Here is an 18,705-nt window from a genome sequence, read left to right as displayed (position 1 = left end):
CGAGATGAAGGCCGTGTTTCTATCAGATAAAGGAAAAGTTCGTCAACATAATGAAGATAGTGCAGGAGTTTTTCACAATTTAGATGGAAATATTTTAGCGGTAGTAGCAGATGGAATGGGAGGTCATCGAGCTGGTGATGTAGCTAGCTCGATGACCATTCAATTATTCCATGATTATTGGAAGCAAACGCATAATATGAATGAACCGAAAAAAGTAGAAGAGTGGTTACATACTAGTGTTGGGATTATTAATGAGCGTATATATGAGTACTCTAAGCAACATGTAGAATGTAATGGCATGGGAACAACACTTATAATAGCGATTTGTACGCCAAATTTTGTGACAATAGGTCATATAGGAGATAGTCGTTGTTATATGGTGTCAGAGGGGGAAATCTCGCTTGTGACGGAAGATCACTCACTTGTGAATGAACTTGTGAGACATGGTGAAATTTCAAAAGAAGACGCAGAATATCACCCCAAAAAGAATGTTTTGTTAAGAGCATTAGGAACAGAAGAAAAAGTCGGATTAGATGTTAAAACGTTGGTGCTTGAGGAAGATGATCAGTTACTTCTTTGCTCTGATGGATTATCTAACAAAGTTTCTATCGCTGATATGCAACAAGTTTTACAGTTAAATGAACAGCTTGAAACTAAGGGACAACGTCTCATTCAATTGGCGAATGATCGTGGCGGGGAAGATAATATCACCCTTGTTCTTATTGATTATGCGGGTTCGACAAACGAAAGTAGGTGAAGTGCAACGTGCTGATTGGAAAACGCTTAAATGACCGTTATAAGCTGCTGAAAATGATAGGTGGCGGTGGAATGGCCAATGTGTATTTAGCTCATGATGATATACTGGGCCGGGATGTAGCGGTAAAAATATTAAGACTCGACTATTCAAATAACGAAGAGTTTATTAAACGTTTCCATCGAGAAGCGCAGTCTGTTACAACGTTGTCGCATCCAAATATTGTGAATATGTATGATGTCGGAGAAGAAGATGGTATATATTATCTTGTAATGGAGTATGTACCAGGACAAACATTGAAGCAATACATAATTGAGCGAGGGATGTTACCGATAGGAGAAGCTCTTGATATAATGGAGCAGTTAACGTCCGCCATGGCGCACGCCCATCATTTTGAAATTGTGCATCGTGATATTAAACCGCACAATATTTTAATTCGAGCTGATGGAGTAATAAAAGTAACAGATTTTGGAATTGCGACAGCTACAAGTGCAACAACAATTACACATACAAATTCGGTACTCGGTTCGGTGCATTACTTATCACCAGAACAAGCACGCGGCGGGATAGCAAATAAACAATCAGATATTTATTCCCTAGGGATTGTTATGTTTGAGTTGTTAACAGGAAGACAACCGTTTTCTGGCGAATCTGCTGTTGCTATAGCTTTAAAACATTTACAAAGTGAAATTCCGTCTCCAAAAAGATGGAATGAAAATATTCCGCAAAGTGTCGAAAATATTATATTAAAGGCAACTGCGAAAGATCCGTTTCATCGATATCAATCTGCCAATGCGATGAAACGAGATATTGAAACTGCGCTATATCCAGAGAGAATAAATGAGCAGCCATTTTACATACCGGAAGATATGGAAGCGACAAAAGCGATTCCGATTATTCAACAGGAACAATTATTCGAAAATGTAACTGATGAAACAATTGTTTTAAAAGGAAGTAAAGTGGATGAACAGAAAAGAAAAGAAGAAACTGATTTAAATAAGAAGAAAAAACGAAGTAATAAATGGCTTAAAGTTTTAATTACGACATTTTTACTTTTAGCGATTGGAATAACGTTAGCGCTTACTGTTATTCCGGGATTCTTTATTCCAAAAGATGTGAAGGTTCCTGATGTGGCTGGAATGAAATATACGACAGCAGTAAATACATTAGTTGAAAAGGGTTTTGAGGTTACGGAACCTAATATTGTATATACTGATGATGTTGAAACCGGTGATGTGATAAAAACAGACCCTGTGGCAGGAAGAGTCGTGAAAGAAAACTCTAAAATTACTATCTATCAATCAGGTGGAAAAAAGAAAAGTAAGATGAGTGATTTTACAGGAAAAGATTTTGAGAGCATAAGGTCTGAATTAGAAGGAAAATATAAACAAGTTACAATAAATTATATTGAAAATGATAGACCAAAAGGTGAAATCGTTGAGCAAATTCCGACGCCGGATCAAATGGTAGTAGAAGCGGAACAAGAACTGAAAATTTGGGTAAGTAAAGGTCCTTATCAAATTAGACCAGGTGATTTTTCAGGATGGACTGAAAATAGTGTAAATGGTTATTTGAATGAGAGAAAACTAACTCCAGATATAAAACGAGAGTATTCCGATACTGTTGATAAAGGACTTGTAATTTCGCAATCTCCAAAACCAGGAACGCCGTTAAAAGAAGGAGATAAAGTGACGATTATCATCTCAGATGGTCCTAAGCCGAAAGTAACGAAAACTGTGAAAGTAGATAATATTTCTATTCCGTATGAGTCTTCTATAATAGGTGAGAAAAAACCGCAAACGATAGAAATTTATAAAGAAGATATGCAACAAAAAATGGATAGACCAATTGAAACTAGAACAATTTCAGAGTCGGCAACTATTTCATTAGAATTCGTAATTCAAGAAGGTACAAAAGCACACTATAAAATTGTACGAGACGGTGTAACGATTATCGACAAAGAAGTACCATACCCAATTCAATAATAATGAATTTCATTTTCTTTCTAGAGAGGATGGAATTCATTACTCTTGCCTGTTATGCTGTCTACATATAGTGGACTGTATAACAGGCAAAAATATATGATTCAAAAAGCTATAAAAGTGATACTGTTATAAATAATATTTTAAATTTGATGGTAGATTAAATATATTAACTTGTATATATGACAGGTTTGAAATCATTATTTAAAGAATTCTAATCCGTCCCATATTAATTACAGCTTCACTTTATACAAAATAAAGGAGAATTATATGCCAGAAGGAAAAATTGTAAAAGCTCTAAGCGGGTTTTATTATGTACAGCATGAAGAAGGGATTACACAATGTCGCGGGCGTGGTGTGTTTAGAAAAAATAAAATTACACCACTGGTAGGAGACCAAGTTGTCTTTCAAGCTGATAATCCAAGTGAAGGATACGTGCTTGAAGTATTTGATCGAAAAAATGAACTTGTTAGGCCTCCTATTTCTAATGTTGATCAAGCAATTCTCGTTTTCTCTGCAGTAGAACCAGATTTTAATCCGGGACTGTTAGATCGATTTTTAGTGCTGATTGAATATCATAACATTAAGCCGATTATTTGCATTAGTAAGATGGATTTAGTGGATGAAAAAATGAGAGAGACTGTTGAATCTTATGCAAATGATTATCGTGAGATGGGATATGATGTATTATTTACTTCTATAAATACATCGGAAAGTATTGATATTTTAAAACCATTCTTAGAAGGTTGTGTTTCTGTCGTTGCAGGGCAATCTGGTGTTGGAAAATCTTCTATGCTTAACGTTTTACGTCCAGAGTTAGAATTGAAAACGAATGATATTTCCTCGCATTTAGGGCGCGGGAAACATACGACAAGACACGTGGAATTAATTGCGATTGGAAGCGGACTAGTTGCAGATACACCTGGTTTTAGTTCACTTGATTTCATAGATATAGAAGTAGAAGATCTTACATATTGTTTTCCAGAGTTGAAAGAGGCGAGCCAATACTGTAAATTTAGAGGGTGTACACATCTTTCTGAACCGAAATGTGCTGTGAAGGCAGCGGTTGAAGAAGGGAAGATTACAGAATACCGTTATAAGAATTACAAACAATTCGTAGAAGAAATTAGAGAGAGAAAGCCGAGGTATTAGTTATGATTAAAATTGCACCATCGATCTTATCAGCAGATTTTTCAAAATTAGGGGAAGAGATTAAAGATGTAGAAAAAGGTGGAGCGGATTACATTCACGTTGATGTAATGGATGGACATTTCGTACCGAATATTACGATTGGACCATTAATTGTAGAAGCAATCCGTCCGATTACATCGTTACCATTAGATGTACATTTAATGATTCAAAATCCTGATAACTATATCCCTACTTTCGCAAAAGCAGGAGCGGATATTATTACTGTTCATGTAGAGGCATGCCCTCATCTGCATCGTACAATTCAGTTAATTAAATCTCATGGCATTAAAGCGGGAGTTGTATTAAATCCGCATACGCCAGTTTCAACGATTGAGCATGTATTAGAAGATATCGATATGGTATTACTTATGACAGTAAACCCTGGATTTGGTGGACAGAAATTTATCCATTCTGTATTACCGAAAATTAAACAGGTTGCAGAAATGGTTAAAGAGCGCAATCTAGAAGTAGAAATTGAAGTTGATGGTGGTGTAAACGCTGAAACAGCACGACTTTGTGTTGAAGCAGGAGCAAATGTACTTGTAGCTGGATCAGCAGTATACAATCAAAAAGACCGCGGTGAAGCAATTCGTGTCATTCGTGGATAATGAATGAACGAGTCTTTATCCCAGTGAATCTTCTAGTGTAGTAAGTTTTCACTATTTATAAAGGATAGAGAAAAAAATATGTAAAAAGGCAATCTACCGAATGGCAGATTGCCTTTTTACAATAGAAGGGGAAGGAAACATGATTATTCATATTTTAGCGGGCGGACCTGCGGAATATTGTGCAGATTTTTCTCGATATGAAAATGAGAAAGTAGTGTGGGCGGCAGTTGATAGAGGAGTATATCGTTTATTAAAAGGAGGAATTACTCCAACTGTTGCGTTTGGAGATTATGATTCAGTTACTGAAGAGGAATTAGTATGGATGGAGCAGCAAACAAATGACTTACATATTGTTCCTCGTGAAAAAGATCAAACAGATTTAGAAATTGCGATTAACTGGGCCTTAGAACAAAAGCCAACATTGATTCGTATTTTTGGTGCTACCGGCGGAAGGTTGGATCACGGTTTAGCGAATATACAGATGCTTTTAAAAGGGTTAGAAGTAGAGATAGAAATGTGTATTGTAGACAATAAAAATGAAATAAGCGTGAAAAAAGTGGGTACACATATAATTGAAGAAAATAAAGATTTCCCTTATGTATCTTTTGTACCGGTTACTGAAATAGTGGAAGGGATTACATTACTTGGTTTTAAGTATCCTCTAATTAATAAAACAATAGAATGGGGATCAACACTTTGTATTAGTAATGAACTCGTTAAGGAAAAAGGTACTTTTTCATTTACTTCTGGCATATTAATGGTGATAAGAAGCACTGATTGAAGAAACAATTTTGCTCCTTACATCATATAGTGAACAAGTGGAGTAATGGGGATTAGGAGGGAAACCATGAGATTTTATACAATTAAGTTACCTAAATTTCTTGGTGGAATTGTTCGTGCCATGTTAAATACCTTCAAAAAAGATTAAAAAAAGCACCTATTACCGGTGCTTTTTTCATTGGTATAGTAAAAAAAGAGCCTAACGGCTCTTTTTTTTATTATTAAACACGTTCGATTTTGCCAGATTTTAATGCTCTAGCAGAAACGTAAACACGTTGAACTTTTCCGTCGATGCGTACGCGAACTTTTTGAAGGTTAGCGCCCCACTTACGTTTTGTAGCGTTCATTGCGTGAGAACGAGAGTTACCAGAACGAGCTTTTCTTCCAGTAATAGCACAAACACGAGCCATTTATATTTCCCTCCCTTGATACCTTACCATACGTAATTTTTCAATGTTAGTCTTTTATGCGATGCTAAAAACACTACTATAATTTAACACAACTAAAAAGAGAATGCAACACTGTAGAAAAAAGAAATCAAGAAAAATTACTTGACACTATATGTTAATGAAGAAAAGTTGAAATCAAGAAAAATTGCTTGACATATTATAGTGGTACATGTTGTATAATAACAATGGACTATTTTGCTCATCATAAAAAATGTGATTTAAAACATAAAATATGAGAGTGAAAAGAAAGAACGATGGAATTTTCTTTAAAAAGATTATATGATAGTAACTAAAGTAGTCTAACTCACTTTCACCATTTATGAAGGGGGAAAACGAGATGTCAATTGAAATTAAAACGAAGTACGGTCAAATTGATATTAGTACAGATGTAATTGCAACAATTGCTGGAGGTGCCGCGGTAGATTGCTACGGTATCGTAGGTATGGCATCAAAAAATCAGTTAAAAGATGGATTAACAGACATTTTACGAAAAGAAAACTTCACTAGAGGTGTTATTGTTCGTAAAGATGAAGATGAAGTACATATTGATATGTATATTATTGTGAGTTATGGTACGAAAATTTCAGAAGTAGCACATAACGTGCAGACGAAAGTGAAATATACATTAGATCAAACTGTAGGACTAGCAGTAGATTCTGTAAACATCTACGTACAAGGAGTTAAAGTAATAAACTTGTAATGTGCATTAAGGAGGAAAATCTGTGTCAATTCAAAAAATTGATGGAAAACGTTTATCACAAATGATCATGCAAGGAGCGAATAATTTAACAAATAATGTTCAGCTTGTTGATGCATTAAACGTATTTCCAGTTCCAGATGGCGATACCGGTACAAACATGAACTTATCTATGACTTCAGGCGCACGTGAAGTGAAAGCAAATCCTTCACAACATGCTGGTAAAGTCGGCGTAAGTTTAGCCAAAGGATTATTAATGGGAGCTCGTGGTAACTCTGGAGTTATTTTATCTCAGTTGTTCCGTGGTTTCTCGAAATCCATTGAACAAAAAGAAGAATTAACAACAGTTGATTTTGCTGCAGCTTTAGAGGCTGGAGTAGAGGCGGCTTACAAAGCGGTTATGAAACCGATTGAAGGAACGATTTTAACGGTTGCTAGAGAAACGGGTAAATATGCAGTGACAGTTGCGAAAAAACAGCGCGACTTTGTTTTGTTTATGGAAGACGTTGTGAAAGAAGCAAATGCATCGTTAAATCGTACGCCAGATTTATTACCTGTATTAAAACAAGTTGGCGTTGTAGATAGCGGTGGTAAAGGTCTTGTTGTTGTATACGAAGGATTTTTAGCTGACTTAAAGGGAGAAACAATCTCTTCTGATGCGCCGATGCAACCATCTATGAATGAAATGGTGCGCGCAGAACATCACCGTAGTGTACAAAGCCAATTGAGTACAGAAGATATTGAGTATGGATATTGTACGGAGTTCATGGTGAAATTAGAGGCTGAAAAAGTGAAAGAACATAATTTCTCTGAACAAAAATTCCGTGAAGATATTAGTGTATATGGTGATTCTCTACTAGTTGTATCTGATGATGAAATTGTAAAAGTTCATATCCATGCAGAACATCCTGGAGACGCTATGAACTACGGACAGCGTTACGGTAGTTTAATCAAGATTAAAGTAGAGAATATGCGTGAACAGCATACTGCTTTATTAGATGAGCCTGCTATGATGCCTGAGCCAACTGGCCAGTCTAAAGAGAAACAGCCGTACGGTATCGTAACTGTAGCTATGGGATCTGGTATCAAAACTTTATTTGAGAGCATTGGCGCGACGAAAGTTATCGAAGGTGGCCAAACGATGAATCCAAGTACGGAGGATATTGTGAAGGCGATTGAAGAAGCGAATGCTGAAAAAATCATTATTTTACCGAATAACGGGAATATTGTGATGGCAGCAGAACAAGCAGCATCAGTTGTGGATCAAGAAGTGATTGTAGTTCGTTCAAAAACAGTTCCTCAAGGTATGGCTGCAATGTTAGCATTTAATCCAGTTGGAACGTTAGAAGAGAATGAAGAAAACATGAAAGAAGCTTTATCTCATGTGAAAACCGGTCAAATTACGTATGCTGTACGTGATACGGAAATTGATGGTGTAGCAATTCAAAAAGATGATTTCATGTGTATCGCAGATGGAAAAATCGTATCAACAAATGCTGAAAAAGTAGGAGCTGCGAAGCAATTACTAGAAGCACTTATTGATGAAGATTCTGAAATCGTAACGATTCTACAAGGTGAAGATGCAACTGACGAAGAAGTAGCTGCGCTAGTTGAATTTGTAGAAGCGAATTTTGAAGATGCAGAAGTAGAAGTACATGCTGGAAACCAACCGGTGTATTCTTTCATCTTCTCTGTAGAATAAGAAAAAATTCGTTTTGAAAATAAATGGATTACTTACTTGCTAATGGATAAGAAGTAGTAATATGAAGTTTATTACTAGTTTTTATTCAAAAGGCTAGCATATTGAAGATAAAAAAGAGCCTTGCTGCTAAAAGTGAGGCTCTTTTCTTTCGTGTTGCTTATGAGGGATTTGAGTAGTTTCTCTTAGAATGCCTATGATAGAATATATAGGGTGAAAGAGAGCGATTACAGATGTCAATCATGTTAATGGATAATGAATGGAATGAATCAAAGAAAATAATGTGACGGAGCGTGAGAATCTTGAATGAAGTTGTACAAGTTCCTGTTACGGATGTAAAGGGAATCGGAGGAGAAACATCTGAATTACTACACGAGATGGGAATTTATACAGTTTCTCATCTATTAGAACATTTTCCGTACCGTTATGAAGATTATGCGATGAAAGATCTTGCTGAAGTAAAGCATGATGAACGTGTAACAGTTGAGGGGAAAGTTCATAGTGCTCCTTTGCTCCAATATTATGGGAAGAAGAAATCGCGTCTTACGGTTCGTGTTCTCGTCGGTCGTTATTTAATTACAGCTGTATGTTTTAATAGGCCGTACTATAAGCAGAAGTTAAATTTAGATGAAACGGTAACGATTACTGGTAAATGGGATCAGCACCGTCAAACGATTGCGGTATCAGAGCTTCATTTTGGACCAGTAGTACGTCAACAAGAAGTAGAGCCTGTATACTCAGTGAAAGGGAAACTTACAGTAAAACAGATGCGCCGTTTTATTGCACAAGCGTTAAAGGAGTATGGAGACTCTATAGTCGAGGTGTTACCTGATGGATTGCTAAGTCGATATAAATTATTGCCGCGTTATGAAGCACTTCGGGCGTTGCATTTTCCAGCGGGACAGGAAGATTTAAAACAAGCACGTCGCCGTTTTGTATATGAGGAGTTTTTCTTGTTTCAGCTGAAAATGCAAACATTACGGAAAATGGAGAGGGAAAATTCGAAAGGGACGAAAAAAGAAATTCCTTTAGCAGAATTGCAAGAGTTTATCGATGCACTTCCGTTTCCGTTAACTGGCGCGCAACGCCGGGTTGTAGATGAAATTATGAACGATATGACATCTCCTTATCGGATGAATCGTCTGTTGCAAGGTGATGTAGGTTCTGGGAAAACCGTTGTTGCAGCCATTGGCCTTTATGCAGCGAAATTAGCACATTATCAAGGTGCTTTAATGGTTCCTACAGAAATTTTAGCAGAACAACATTATCAATCACTCGCAGAGACGTTCTCGCATTTTGGTATGAAGGTTGAATTGTTAACAAGTTCTGTTAAAGGCGCGAGACGTCGAGAGATTTTGGCGAAATTAGAACAAGGAGAAATAGATATCCTTGTTGGAACACATGCTTTAATTCAAGATGAAGTTATCTTTCATAGGTTAGGTCTCGTTATTACTGATGAACAACATCGATTTGGTGTAGCGCAGCGACGAGTTTTAAGGGAGAAAGGTGAAAGTCCAGACGTATTATTTATGACGGCGACCCCAATTCCGCGTACGTTAGCAATTACTGCATTTGGAGAGATGGATGTTTCTATAATCGATGAGATGCCAGCTGGTAGAAAGGTAATTGAAACATACTGGGCAAAACATGATATGTTAGATCGTGTTCTCGGCTTTGTGGAGAAAGAGATAAAAAAAGGAAGACAAGCATATGTAATTTGTCCCCTTATTGAAGAATCTGAGAAACTTGATGTACAAAATGCTATCGACTTACATAGTATGCTGACCCATCATTATCAAGGGAAATGTCAAGTTGGATTAATGCATGGAAGATTATCATCTCAAGAAAAAGAAGAGATAATGGGACAATTTAGTGAAAATAAAGTGCAAATTCTTGTGTCGACAACAGTTGTTGAAGTAGGTGTGAACGTACCGAATGCGACTGTAATGGTTATTTATGACGCAGAGCGTTTCGGTTTATCGCAGCTCCATCAGCTTAGGGGGCGTGTTGGGCGTGGTAGTGAACAATCATATTGTTTATTAATCGCGGATCCAAAATCGGAAACGGGAAAAGAACGAATGCGTATTATGACCGAAACGAATGATGGATTTGTATTGTCAGAAAAAGATTTAGAGTTAAGAGGTCCTGGAGATTTCTTTGGAAGTAAGCAAAGTGGTTTACCAGAATTTAAGGTTGCTGATATGGTACATGATTACCGAGCGTTAGAAACAGCTAGACAAGATGCAGCGTTACTAGTAGATTCAGAAGCATTTTGGCATAATGATCAATATGCTTCGTTGCGTACGTATCTTGACGGGACAGGTGTGTTCCAGGGAGAGAAGCTCGATTAAAGGGAGGCAACAAAAGTTTTTGTTGCATTCTACTTTTAATGATTATATACTACTGTTAGTACCTAGTCATAAAAATGGATGGTGCGGTATGAAAAAAAGAAGAAGTAAAAAAGAAAGACAAGAATTATTACAACAAACTATAGAAACGAATCCTTTTATTACGGATGAAGATTTAGCAGAAAAATTTCAAGTGAGTATACAAACCGTACGTCTTGATCGTATGGAATTATCTATTCCTGAATTAAGAGAAAGAATTAAACATGTAGCTACAAAGCAACATGAAGAAGATGTGAAATCTTTACCGTTAGAAGAGGTTGTCGGAGAAATTATTGATATAGAATTAGATAGACACGCGATTTCTATCTTTGAAGTGAAGGTAGAACACGTATTTAAAAGAAATCAAATTGCCCGTGGGCATCATTTGTTTGCCCAAGCAAACTCACTAGCTGTTGCGGTTATTGATGAAGAATTAGCTTTAACTGCAAAGTCTACCATTCGATACATTCGTCCTGTAAAATTAGGAGAGCGTGTTGTTGCAAAAGCGCGCGTTGAAGATGTAGAGAATGATAAAGGACGGACGGTTGTCAAAGTGCGTAGCTTCGTTGGAGAAGAACTTGTTTTTACAGGCACTTTTGAAATGTATCGATCTAGTAATTATAGTGAGGAAGGTAACAACTTATGAAAATCGCAATAGATGCAATGGGCGGCGATCATGCTCCAAAGGCGGTCGTATTAGGAGCAATGAAAGCTATTAAAGAATACTCTGATTTACATATTACGTTAGTAGGGAAAGAAGAGGAAATTCGTCAATACTTAACGAGTGAAGAACGAATTACTATACTTCATACAGATGAAAAAATTGAATCGACAGATGAACCGGTAAGAGCGGTTCGTCGAAAAAAACAAGCTTCGATGGTACTAGCAGCGCAGCAAGTAAAAGACGGCGTAGCGGATGCTTGTATATCAGCTGGTAGTACAGGAGCTTTAATGGCGGCTGGATTGTTTGTTGTAGGTCGTATGGAAGGAATTGAGCGACCAGCTTTATCCCCTACAATGCCAACTGTTGATGGAGAAGGTTTTGTTATGCTAGATGTTGGAGCAAATGTTGATGCAAAACCAATTCATTTATATCAATATGCAGTAATGGGATCTGTGTACGCTGAGAAAGTAAGAGGAATTAAAAATCCTCGCGTTGGACTTTTAAACGTTGGAACAGAAGATGGAAAAGGGAACGAGCTTTCAAAACAAGTCTTTGCAATGCTTAAGGATGCCCCGATTAATTTCGTTGGGAACGTTGAATCAAGAGATTTATTGCAAGGTGTAGCAGATGTTGTTGTATGTGATGGGTTTACAGGGAATGTAGCGCTGAAATCATTAGAAGGAACAGCGCTCGCATTATTCTCTATGTTAAAAGAGCAGTTAATGAGTTCGTTTACGAGCAAGTTAGCAGCAGCGGTATTAAAGCCAAAACTTATGGTATTAAAAGATAAAATGGATTATTCGGAGTATGGAGGAGCAGCGTTATTTGGGTTGAAAGCTCCTGTCATTAAGGCTCACGGTTCTTCCAATGACCAATCAATATTTAGTGCGATTCGTCAAACGAGAGAAATGGTAGCGAAAGAAGTTATTCCTACTATTTCAAGCGTAATGGAGAAAGAGCCACTCCAATAAGAGGAGGATTTGAAATGGGAAAAATAGCATTTCTTTTTCCGGGCCAAGGTTCACAGGCAGTTGGAATGGGTAAACAGTTAGCAGAGAATAATAAAGAGGTTGCAAATGTGTTTGCAAAAGCAGATGAGGTGTTGCAAGATTCACTTTCAGAAGTGATTTTTGAAGGACCGCAGGAAAAGCTTACGTTAACGACGAATGCACAGCCTGCCTTATTAACAACGAGTTTTGCTATTTTGACAGCTTTAAAAGAGTATGATATTACACCAGACTTTGTCGCGGGGCATAGTTTAGGTGAATATAGCGCTCTAGTAGCAGCGGGTGCATTAACTTTTGAAGACGCTGTATATGCTGTAAGGAAACGTGGGGAATATATGGAAGAAGCTGTTCCTGGCGGAGAAGGTGCAATGGCGGCTATTTTAGGTGCTGATCCACATATGTTGAAACAAGTTACAGAAGAAGTAACAAGTGAGGGATATGCAGTGCAAATCGCTAATATGAATAGTACGAAGCAGATTGTGATTTCTGGAACAAAACAAGGAGTAGAGATTGCTTCTCAAAGAGCGAAAGAAAATGGTGCAAAGAGAGCAATTCCGCTTAAGGTAAGTGGACCGTTCCACTCTTCTTTAATGAAGCCAGCGGCGGAGAAATTCCAAAGTGTCTTAAATGAAATTACAATTCAGGATACGAATATTCCAGTTATTGCAAATGTAACAGCAGACGTTATTACAAGTGGTGCAGATATTCAAGAAAAGCTAATCGAACAGCTCTATTCGCCTGTCTTATGGTACCCATCTATTGAATACATGGTGAATCAAGGGGTAGACACATTTATTGAGATTGGACCTGGGAAAGTACTTGCTGGACTTATGAAGTCGATTGATTCATCAGTGAAAGCATATGCGATATACGATGAAGAGACATTAAAAGATACCATTTCAAATTTGAGAGGAGAAAACTGATGTTAAAAGGGAAAGTAGCATTAGTGACCGGCGCTTCACGTGGAATTGGCCGTGCGATTGCGATTGATTTAGCGAAACAAGGGGCAAATGTTGTAGTGAATTATGCTGGTAATGAGCAAAAGGCAAATGAAGTAGTTGATGAAATAAAGAAATTAGGTTCGGATGCAATTGCAGTAAGAGCAGATGTTGCAAATGCTGAAGACGTTACAAATATGGTGAAACAAACTGTAGATGCATTTGGACAAGTCGATATTCTTGTAAATAATGCAGGTGTAACGAAAGATAATTTATTAATGCGTATGAAAGAAGAAGAATGGGATACAGTTATTAATACAAACCTAAAAGGTGTATTCTTATGTACGAAGGCAGTATCCCGATATATGATGCGTCAACGTCATGGACGTATTATTAATATCGCTTCTGTCGTTGGAGTAACAGGTAATCCAGGACAAGCAAACTATGTTGCTGCTAAAGCGGGTGTAATTGGATTAACAAAAACATCAGCAAAAGAGTTAGCGAGCCGCAATATTACTGTAAATGCACTTGCTCCTGGGTTTATTGCGACAGATATGACAGATGTATTGGATGAAAATATAAAAGCTGAGATGTTAAAATTAATTCCTGCAGCTCAGTTTGGCGAAGCGCAAGATATCGCAAATGCTGTAACGTTTTTTGCTTCTGATCAAAGCAAATATATTACAGGTCAAACGTTAAATGTTGATGGCGGTATGGTAATGTAATAAAAGAATCGATTTCAGCTAGTTTTTTTGGACAATATTTAATATAATATTTGAGGGGAGGTGAATGGAATGGCAGATGTTTTAGAGCGTGTAACAAAAATCATCGTTGATCGTTTAGGAGTAGAAGAGACTGAAGTAGTACCAGCTGCAAGCTTCAAGGAAGATTTAGGAGCAGACTCCCTAGATGTAGTAGAACTTGTAATGCAATTAGAAGACGAATTCGAAATGGAAATTTCTGATGAAGATGCTGAAAAGATTGCTACTGTTGGCGATGCTGTGACTTACATAGAGAGTCATCTATAATGCTTGAATGAAGTCCCGTTTTTTAGCGGGGCTTCTCGGCTTATATCTGGAGGGACCTATGCCGTACCGAAAATATAGAGAAAAAAAATACGAAACAAAATATCGTGAAGCGTTTAAAGTATTTCAAGAAAAGATAGGTATTACGTTTACAGATGAAAAATTATTGACTCAAGCATTTACGCATTCATCGTATGTGAATGAGCATCGAAAAAAACCGCATGAAGACAATGAGCGTCTCGAATTTCTTGGAGATGCAGTATTGGAACTTACTGTATCGCAGTATCTGTTTCAAAAATATCCGACAATGAGCGAAGGAGAGTTAACAAAACTACGTGCAGCTATTGTATGTGAACCATCTCTTGTTCGTTTTGCAAATGAGTTGTCATTTGGTAGCCTTGTTTTATTAGGAAAAGGTGAGGAAATGACAGGTGGACGTGAACGACCAGCTTTATTAGCGGATGTCTTTGAAGCGTTTATTGGTGCCCTTTATCTTGATCAAGGGCTAGAAACAGTATGGGGATTCTTAAAAGAAATTGTATACCCTAAAATTAATGAAGGTGCTTTTTCTCATGTGATGGATTATAAGAGTCAATTACAAGAGTTGATTCAGCGTGATGGTAGTGGCAATATTGAGTATCAAATTTTGCAAGAAAAAGGACCGGCCCACAATCGAGAATTTGTGTCACGTGTTACGTTAAATAACGTGGCTTTAGGTCTTGGTAGTGGCAAGTCGAAAAAAGAAGCAGAGCAACAAGCTGCTGCAGAAGCTTTGAAAAAGTTAAAAGAGCAACGATAAGGAATCCCCCTTTGAATGAGGGGGATTCCTTATGTATAGAATGAAACTTTCCTTTTATTTGTAAATGAAAGGGAAGTGAATCCGTATAATAGCTTGTTTTTGTATAAACAACATTTATAGTAACGGAGAATAGGAGGAAGGCCTTTCGTGTTTTTAAAAAGATTAGAAATAGCAGGATTTAAGTCTTTTGCTGAGCGTGTATCTGTTGATTTTGTCCCGGGTGTAACGTCTGTAGTAGGACCTAATGGAAGCGGGAAAAGTAATATTACTGATGCCATTCGCTGGGTACTTGGTGAACAATCTGCAAAATCATTACGTGGTGCAAAGATGGAAGATATTATTTTTGCAGGCAGTGATACGAGAAGAGCAGTTAATGTTGCTGAAGTAACAATAACTTTAAATAATGAAGATCAACGTTTACCGATTGAATATAATGAAGTGTGTGTAACACGTCGTGTATCTCGTTCTGGTGATAGTGATTTTTATATTAATAAACAATCATGTAGATTGAAAGATATTATTGATTTATTTATGGACTCTGGTATGGGAAGAGAAGCTTTTTCTATTATTAGTCAGGGGAAAGTTGAAGAAATCTTAAGTAGTAAATCAGAAGAACGTCGTGGTGTATTTGAAGAAGCTGCGGGAGTACTGAAATACAAACTTCGTAAAAAGAAAGCTGAAGGGAAATTAGCAGACACACAAGAAAACTTAAATCGTGTACAAGATATAATTCACGAATTAAGTAGTCAAGTAGAACCTTTAGAAAGACAAGCTTCTATTGCGAAAGATTATCTCGAGAAAAAAGAAGAATTAGAGAAAGTAGAAGCGGCGCTTATTGTACATGAAATTGAAGAATTACATGAGAAATGGGAAGCGCTTCGAAATCAGTTTGGGCATAATAAAAACGAAGAAGCTAAAATGTCAACGGATTTACAAAAAGGTGAAGAAGAGCTTGAGGAATTACGAGGACAATTACAAGCGGTAGATGAGTCTGTAGATTCCTTACAAGAAGTACTTCTTCTTTCTAGTAAAGAACTAGAAAAGTTAGAGGGACAGCGTGAGTTATTAAAAGAGAGAAAGCAAAATGCAACGACGCATTGTGCACAACTCGAACAGTTAATTGTTGAATTGACAGAGAAAGCTACAAGTTATGATGGTGAAATTGAATCAAGTACAGAAGTGTTGATGCAATTTGTGAATCAAGTGAAAGATTTGGAGACAAAATTGCATGATAATGAGCGATTGCTTGCAACTTTTGCTGACAATTTAGAGGAACAAATTGAGAATTTAAAAGGTGATTATATTGAACTTTTAAATCAACAAGCTAGTCATCGTAATGAGTTATCTATGATTGAAGAACAATCTAAACAACAAAGCTCTAAAAATGAACGCCTTGATGAAGAAAATGCGAAATATGTAGAAATACGTATGGAAATTACAGCGAAAAAGACGAAACTTGTGGAAAGTTATGAACAAGTGAAAGAAAAGGTAGCTGGTATCCTTTCGAACATACAAAAGACAGAAGCAGCACTTGGGAAATGCAAGGCACAGTATAGTGAAAATGAAACAAAACTGTACCAAGCGTATCAATTTGTACAACAGGCACGTTCTCGAAAAGAAATGCTAGAAGAGATGCAAGAAGACTACTCCGGTTTCTATCAAGGGGTACGTGAAGTATTAAAAGCTAGAGAAAATAAGTTGCAAGGTATCGAGGGTGCTGTTGCAGAACTGCTAACGGTACCGAAAGAATATGAAATTGCAATGGAAATTGCTCTAGGTGCAGCTATGCAGCATATTGTCGTACAAAAAGAAGAGCATGCTCGTGATGCAATTGCGTTTTTAAAACAAAATAAACATGGACGAGCAACGTTTTTACCGCAAGCTGTTATTAAAGGTAGATCGTTATCATTTGAGCAATTACGTATTGTAAATCAACACCCATCGTTTGTAGGTGTGGCGGCAGAACTTGTGCAATATAACAATAAATATGAAAATGTAGTTTCGAATTTATTAGGTACTGTTATTGTTGCAAAAGATTTACGCGGGGCGAATGAGTTGGCGAAACAACTACAATACCGTTATCGCATAGTAACAATCGAAGGTGATGTAGTGAACCCTGGTGGTTCTATGACAGGTGGAGCGGTAAAACAGGCGAAATCTTCTTTATTAGGACGTCAACGTGAATTAGAAGAGTGGACGAACAAGTTAACTGATATGGAAGAAAAAACAACGAAGTTAGAGAACTTTGTTAAAGCCGTAAAACAAGAGATTCAAGAAAAAGAAGTGCAAATACGCGAACTAAGGCAAAGTGTAGAAACAGAGCGTGTAGATGAGCAGAATTTAAGAGAAGAAATTAATCGTTTAGAATTAGAAGAACACCGTATTAATGATCGCTTATCTATTTACGATTTAGAGATTGAAGGCTTCTTACAAGATCAAGTGAAAATACAAGGGCGTAAAGAAGAACTAGAAAAGATTTTAGCGACTCTTCAAGCAGAGATTACAGAATTAGATAGCAAAATCGCGGCTTTAACAAAACAAAAAAGTGAGCAGCATTCTTCGAAAGAAAAAGTTCAAAAAGAAATGACTGAATTAAAAGTGTTGGCGGCTGAAAAGCAACAACGCTTATCTAATCAGAAAGAAAAAGTTGAACGATTGACGAAGGAAAAAGAAGAAACGGATGCAACGCTTGTCAAAACGAAAGAGGATTTAGCATTCTTAAAACAAGAAATGACATCGAATTCAAGTGGTGAAGAACAAATTACGAATATGATTGAGAAGAAAGCATATGATCGTAATCAAACTTCAGAGTTAATTCGCTCTCGTCGTGAACAACGTATATCTTTACAAGAGAGAGTAGAACGTTTAGAGCGTAATCTGAAAGAAACAACAGGTAAACATAAATACATTCTTGAGATGTTGAAGGATCAAGAAGTAAAAATAAACCGACTTGATGTAGAGTTAGAAAATAGATTACAACATTTACGTGAAACATATACGATTTCATTTGAAGCAGCAAAACTGAAGTATACAATGACGATGCCTGCCGAGGATGCACGTAAAAAGGTGAAATTAATTAAACTATCCATCGAAGAGCTAGGAACAGTAAACTTGGGAGCAATTGATGAGTATGAGCGTGTAGCAGAGCGTCATACATTCTTACTAGAGCAAAAAGATGACCTAGAAGAAGCGAAAACGACATTGCACCAACTAATTACTGAAATGGATGAAGAAATGAAAAAACGCTTTTCTACCACGTTTGAAGGAATTCGAATGGAGTTTCAATCGGTATTCTCTGAATTATTTGGAGGCGGTAGAGCGGATTTAGTCATGACGAATCCAGAAGACTTATTAAATACGGGTATTGATATAGTAGCGCAACCACCAGGGAAGAAACTGCAAAACTTAGGTTTACTGTCAGGTGGAGAGCGTGCTTTAACAGCAATTGCGCTGTTATTTGGTATTTTAAAAGTGCGCCCAGTCCCATTCTGTGTACTAGATGAGGTAGAGGCGGCTCTTGATGAGGCGAATGTTGCCCGTTTTGCTCAGTATTTAAAGAAATTTAGTGATGAGACACAGTTTATTGTAATTACACATAGAAAAGGTACAATGGAAGAGTCTGACGTATTGTACGGTGTAACAATGCAAGAGTCAGGGGTATCCAAACTTGTTTCGGTTCGTTTAGATGATGGAGAAGAACTAGTTGCAAGCAAATAGGAAGGATG

General features: G+C 37.1%; 17 protein-coding genes. 16 read left to right on the top strand and 1 reads right to left on the bottom strand.

Annotated elements, in window-relative coordinates:
- The first annotated feature begins 4 nt into the window (after positions 1–4).
- The 6 genes from ATN06_RS19640 (at position 5) to spoVM (ending at position 5,463) form a co-directional block, all read left to right on the top strand.
- Positions 5–757 carry a Stp1/IreP family PP2C-type Ser/Thr phosphatase gene (locus ATN06_RS19640; protein WP_000648696.1) on the top strand — a complete coding sequence of 251 codons (753 nt, stop codon included), beginning with the start codon at positions 5–7 and terminating at the stop codon, positions 755–757.
- 8 nt (positions 758–765) lie between these two features.
- A complete protein-coding gene (gene prkC / locus ATN06_RS19635; RefSeq protein WP_060632006.1) occupies positions 766–2,739 on the top strand; it encodes a serine/threonine protein kinase PrkC in 1,974 nt (657 codons plus the stop codon).
- Between the two features lie 267 nt (positions 2,740–3,006).
- A complete protein-coding gene (gene rsgA, locus ATN06_RS19630) occupies positions 3,007–3,888 on the top strand; it encodes a ribosome small subunit-dependent GTPase A (RefSeq protein ID WP_060632005.1) in 882 nt (293 codons plus the stop codon).
- Positions 3,889–3,890: 2 nt separating this feature from the next.
- Complete coding sequence (gene rpe / locus ATN06_RS19625) at positions 3,891–4,535, top strand: ribulose-phosphate 3-epimerase (protein WP_060632004.1); 645 nt, start codon at positions 3,891–3,893, stop codon at positions 4,533–4,535.
- A gap of 100 nt (positions 4,536–4,635) precedes the next feature.
- Positions 4,636–5,316 (top strand): thiamine diphosphokinase, encoded by a 681-nt coding sequence (locus ATN06_RS19620; RefSeq protein ID WP_060632003.1) that lies wholly within the window; start codon positions 4,636–4,638, stop codon positions 5,314–5,316.
- A gap of 66 nt (positions 5,317–5,382) precedes the next feature.
- Positions 5,383–5,463 carry a stage V sporulation protein SpoVM gene (spoVM, locus tag ATN06_RS19615; protein WP_001213599.1) on the top strand — a complete coding sequence of 27 codons (81 nt, stop codon included), beginning with the start codon at positions 5,383–5,385 and terminating at the stop codon, positions 5,461–5,463.
- A 73-nt stretch (positions 5,464–5,536) separates the two neighbouring features.
- Here the strand turns inward: spoVM and rpmB are convergent, their stop codons facing one another.
- Positions 5,537–5,725 (bottom strand): 50S ribosomal protein L28, encoded by a 189-nt coding sequence (gene rpmB / locus ATN06_RS19610; RefSeq protein WP_000124776.1) that lies wholly within the window; start codon positions 5,723–5,725, stop codon positions 5,537–5,539.
- A 376-nt stretch (positions 5,726–6,101) separates the two neighbouring features.
- On the opposite strand from rpmB, the gene ATN06_RS19605 reads away from it, so the two are divergent.
- The 10 genes from ATN06_RS19605 to smc all read left to right on the top strand — a co-directional run bounded on the left by ATN06_RS19605 (position 6,102) and on the right by smc (position 18,697).
- A complete protein-coding gene (locus ATN06_RS19605) occupies positions 6,102–6,464 on the top strand; it encodes an Asp23/Gls24 family envelope stress response protein (RefSeq protein ID WP_000021109.1) in 363 nt (120 codons plus the stop codon).
- Between the two features lie 22 nt (positions 6,465–6,486).
- Positions 6,487–8,163 (top strand): DAK2 domain-containing protein, encoded by a 1,677-nt coding sequence (locus ATN06_RS19600; RefSeq protein ID WP_060632002.1) that lies wholly within the window; start codon positions 6,487–6,489, stop codon positions 8,161–8,163.
- A gap of 299 nt (positions 8,164–8,462) precedes the next feature.
- Entirely contained in the window at positions 8,463–10,511 is a 2,049-nt protein-coding gene (recG, locus tag ATN06_RS19595) for an ATP-dependent DNA helicase RecG (RefSeq protein ID WP_060632001.1), read from the top strand.
- An 88-nt stretch (positions 10,512–10,599) separates the two neighbouring features.
- Complete coding sequence (fapR, locus tag ATN06_RS19590) at positions 10,600–11,193, top strand: transcription factor FapR (RefSeq protein WP_000747352.1); 594 nt, start codon at positions 10,600–10,602, stop codon at positions 11,191–11,193.
- On the top strand, positions 11,190–12,182 hold the full coding sequence (gene plsX / locus ATN06_RS19585; protein ID WP_000684108.1) for a phosphate acyltransferase PlsX: 993 nt from the start codon (positions 11,190–11,192) through the stop codon (positions 12,180–12,182). The genes fapR and plsX overlap by 4 nt, the downstream gene beginning before the upstream one ends.
- A gap of 14 nt (positions 12,183–12,196) precedes the next feature.
- Positions 12,197–13,141, top strand: a complete 945-nt coding sequence (gene fabD / locus ATN06_RS19580; RefSeq protein WP_060632000.1) for an ACP S-malonyltransferase — start codon at positions 12,197–12,199, stop codon at positions 13,139–13,141.
- Complete coding sequence (fabG, locus tag ATN06_RS19575) at positions 13,141–13,881, top strand: 3-oxoacyl-[acyl-carrier-protein] reductase (RefSeq protein WP_060631999.1); 741 nt, start codon at positions 13,141–13,143, stop codon at positions 13,879–13,881. The genes fabD and fabG overlap by 1 nt, the downstream gene beginning before the upstream one ends.
- A gap of 69 nt (positions 13,882–13,950) precedes the next feature.
- Positions 13,951–14,184 carry an acyl carrier protein gene (acpP, locus tag ATN06_RS19570; protein ID WP_000786062.1) on the top strand — a complete coding sequence of 78 codons (234 nt, stop codon included), beginning with the start codon at positions 13,951–13,953 and terminating at the stop codon, positions 14,182–14,184.
- A gap of 58 nt (positions 14,185–14,242) precedes the next feature.
- The gene (rncS, locus tag ATN06_RS19565) at positions 14,243–14,980 is read left to right on the top strand and encodes a ribonuclease III (protein ID WP_060631998.1); all 738 of its coding nucleotides are present in this window, start codon (positions 14,243–14,245) and stop codon (positions 14,978–14,980) included.
- A gap of 147 nt (positions 14,981–15,127) precedes the next feature.
- Positions 15,128–18,697 (top strand): chromosome segregation protein SMC, encoded by a 3,570-nt coding sequence (smc, locus tag ATN06_RS19560; RefSeq protein WP_060631997.1) that lies wholly within the window; start codon positions 15,128–15,130, stop codon positions 18,695–18,697.
- The last annotated feature ends 8 nt before the right edge of the window (positions 18,698–18,705 follow it).

The sequence above is a fragment of the Bacillus thuringiensis genome, from assembly GCF_001455345.1.
Classification (GTDB): Bacteria; Bacillota; Bacilli; order Bacillales; family Bacillaceae_G; genus Bacillus_A; species Bacillus_A thuringiensis_N.
This window is presented reverse-complemented; position numbering and strand designations above follow the sequence as displayed.

Coding starts and splice junctions, on each gene's coding strand:
- ATN06_RS19640 (WP_000648696.1), top strand. CDS start 5: ATGAAGGCCGTGTTTCTATCAGATAAAGGAAAAGTTCGTCAACATAAT.
- rsgA (WP_060632005.1), top strand. CDS start 3,007: ATGCCAGAAGGAAAAATTGTAAAAGCTCTAAGCGGGTTTTATTATGTA.
- rpe (WP_060632004.1), top strand. CDS start 3,891: ATGATTAAAATTGCACCATCGATCTTATCAGCAGATTTTTCAAAATTA.
- ATN06_RS19620 (WP_060632003.1), top strand. CDS start 4,636: ATGGCAGATTGCCTTTTTACAATAGAAGGGGAAGGAAACATGATTATT.
- spoVM (WP_001213599.1), top strand. CDS start 5,383: ATGAGATTTTATACAATTAAGTTACCTAAATTTCTTGGTGGAATTGTT.
- rpmB (WP_000124776.1), bottom strand. CDS start 5,725: ATGGCTCGTGTTTGTGCTATTACTGGAAGAAAAGCTCGTTCTGGTAAC.
- ATN06_RS19605 (WP_000021109.1), top strand. CDS start 6,102: ATGTCAATTGAAATTAAAACGAAGTACGGTCAAATTGATATTAGTACA.
- fapR (WP_000747352.1), top strand. CDS start 10,600: ATGAAAAAAAGAAGAAGTAAAAAAGAAAGACAAGAATTATTACAACAA.
- plsX (WP_000684108.1), top strand. CDS start 11,190: ATGAAAATCGCAATAGATGCAATGGGCGGCGATCATGCTCCAAAGGCG.
- fabD (WP_060632000.1), top strand. CDS start 12,197: ATGGGAAAAATAGCATTTCTTTTTCCGGGCCAAGGTTCACAGGCAGTT.
- fabG (WP_060631999.1), top strand. CDS start 13,141: ATGTTAAAAGGGAAAGTAGCATTAGTGACCGGCGCTTCACGTGGAATT.
- acpP (WP_000786062.1), top strand. CDS start 13,951: ATGGCAGATGTTTTAGAGCGTGTAACAAAAATCATCGTTGATCGTTTA.
- rncS (WP_060631998.1), top strand. CDS start 14,243: ATGCCGTACCGAAAATATAGAGAAAAAAAATACGAAACAAAATATCGT.